Source organism: Lysobacter xanthus (assembly GCF_047159895.1).
Genome location: NZ_BAAGAB020000134.1, coordinates 1 through 2,427, shown reverse-complemented (window position 1 = coordinate 2,427; position 2,427 = coordinate 1). Strand labels below are relative to the sequence as shown.

Annotated in this window: 3 protein-coding genes; all 3 read left to right on the top strand. The window is 71.1% G+C overall.

Annotation, left to right across the window (positions count from 1 at the left end):
• Nucleotides 1–834: helix-hairpin-helix domain-containing protein (locus ACY35P_RS15390; RefSeq protein WP_462116712.1), on the top strand; the 834-nt coding region annotated here is incomplete at its 5' end.
• Nucleotides 831–1,814, top strand: coding sequence for an EF-P lysine aminoacylase EpmA (epmA, locus tag ACY35P_RS15385; protein WP_462116711.1), 984 nt, complete (start codon nucleotides 831–833; stop codon nucleotides 1,812–1,814). The genes ACY35P_RS15390 and epmA, both read left to right, overlap by 4 nt.
• A 99-nt stretch (nucleotides 1,815–1,913) precedes the next feature.
• Nucleotides 1,914–2,427 (top strand): DUF3011 domain-containing protein (locus ACY35P_RS15380; RefSeq protein WP_462116710.1); only part of this gene is annotated, 514 nt, incomplete at its 3' end.

The window sequence follows — 2,427 nt, the reverse complement described above, 5'->3', positions numbered from 1 at the left end:
AAGGTGGCGACGAAATGGGCGGAGAACCTGCTCGCCTCGATCGACCGCAGCCGTCGTACCACGCTGGAGCGCCTGTTGTTCGCACTCGGTATCGAACACGTCGGCGAGAGCACGGCGAAGGCGCTCGCCGCCGCGTTCGGTTCGCTCGAGTCCGTGCGGCGCCTGCCGTGGCCGCTCTTCCGCACCGTGCCGGACATCGGCGGCGAGGTCGCACGCTCGCTCGGCCATTTCTTCGACCAGACGGGCAACCAGGCCGTGATCGACGCGCTGCTCGAGCGCGGCGTGCAGCCCACCGACGAGCATGCGCCGAGCGCGAAGCTGCGGCCGCAGCTCGACGTCGCGACGTTGCTCGTGGACCTCGAAATTCCCAAGGTCACCCGACTGCGCGCGGAGCAGATCGGGGTGCTCGCGCCCGCGGACGTGCCCGGTGCGACGGTGGATGTCATGGTGGCGGCGGGCGTGCCGCAGGCCGTTGCGCAGTCGTTCGCCGAGTGGCGGGACGGCACCGGCCACGGCGCGCTGCTCGCGGCTTCGCTGGATGCACAGGCACGACTTCGGGGTCAGCTGCCCGCGGACGTCGTCGCCCCCGGCGGGCCACTCGAGGGTCGCAGCGTGGTGCTGACCGGCACGCTCGGCGCGATGACGCGCGAAGAAGCCGGCGCCCGACTGGAAGCGCTCGGCGCGAAGGTGTCGGGTAGCGTGTCCAAGAAGACCGCCGTCGTCGTGGCGGGCGAAAACGCGGGCTCCAAGCTCGCGAAGGCGACCGAACTCGGCGTCGATGTCTGGGACGAGGCGAAGCTGCTCGCCTTCCTCGCCGAGCACGGCTCGGCGTGACCGCCCCTCGAGTCGACTGGCGGCCGTCGGCGGATCTGGCGGCGCTGCGCCTTCGCGCTTCGGTGAACCGACGGATCCGCGAATTCATGGCGGCGCGGGGCGTGCTCGAGGTCGAGACGCCGGCGCTGTCGCGGGCCGGCACCACCGATCGGAACATCGCATCCTTCAGCGTCGATTTCGGCGGTCGCACGGACGGCGCGCCGCGCACGCGCTGGCTGCGCACGTCGCCGGAGTTCGCCCTGAAACGGCTGCTATCCGCAGGCATCGGCGACTGCTATGAACTCGGCCGCGTGTTCCGCGACGGCGAGGCCGGCGGTCGTCACAATCCCGAATTCACCATGCTCGAGTGGTACCGTCTGGACATCGACCACGTCGCGCTGGCACGCGAGGTCGCCGAACTCGTGGAGGCCTGCCTGTCGCTGGTGGGGCGCACGGCGAGCGTCGTCGAGACCACGTATGGCGCGCTCTACCACGCGCACCTCGGCGTCGATGCACACCGCGACGGCATCGAGCGCTTGCACGAGGCGCTGGGCGACGTGCGGATCGACCCCGAGGGCCTGACGCGCGACGACTGGCTCGACCTTCTGATGACCCATCGCATCCAGCCGACGTTCGCCGACGACGTGATCACCGTCGTGCACGACTACCCGGCGTCGCAGTGCGCGCTCGCCCGCGTACGCGCGGGCGATCCGCCGGTCGCCGAGCGCTTCGAGCTCTACCTCGGCGCGCTCGAGCTCGCGAACGGGTATCACGAACTGGCCGACCCGTCCGAACAGCGTCGACGCTTCGAGCGCGACGTGTTGCACCGCAGCGAACGGGGCTCGACGCCGGTGCCTGCGGACGACGCACTCCTGGACGCGCTGGCCGCCGGCTTTCCGGCCTGTGCCGGCGTCGCGATGGGCGTCGATCGCCTGCTCATGGCCATGCTGGGCACGCCGCGGATTGCGGACGTGCTGGCCTTCGACTTCGGCCGCGCATGAATCGTTGCAAACGATCGGCGGGCGGAACCGGTCGAGTCGACCGCCGTTCACCGGATGTGGATACAGTCGGTCGGCAGTAACCGGATCGAGAGGATCGCCATGCGCCTGGTTTCGATGTTCGTCGTCGTCCTCGCCGCCGCGGTGTCGTGGCCCGCACAGGCATGGCGGGGCGACGCACCGCCCGACGGCCAGACGCTCCGATGCGAATCGAACGACGGCCGCACGCGGGAGTGCGCGGTCGACGCGACCGGTGGCGTGCGGCTTCTCCGCCAGCTGTCGAAGGCGCCCTGCATCGAGGGCCAGAGCTGGGGCCGGATGCGCCACTCGGTCTGGGTCACCCAGGGCTGCCGCGGCGAGTTCCTCGCGATGTCGAGCGGACGCGGCTACGGCCGCGACTGGGGCGATGTCGGCTCCCGGCAGCCGGACGTGCTGCGCTGTGCGTCCGAGGACGGGCGCTGGAAGCACTGCAGCGCGGACGTGCGCGGTGGCGTCGACCTGATGCGTCAGGTGTCGCGCAACCCGTGCATCCGCGGTCAGTCGTGGGGCGTCGACGGTGGCGGCGTCTGGGTCAACGGTGGCTGCCGCGCCGAGTTTCGGGTGGGCTCGTCCGGCC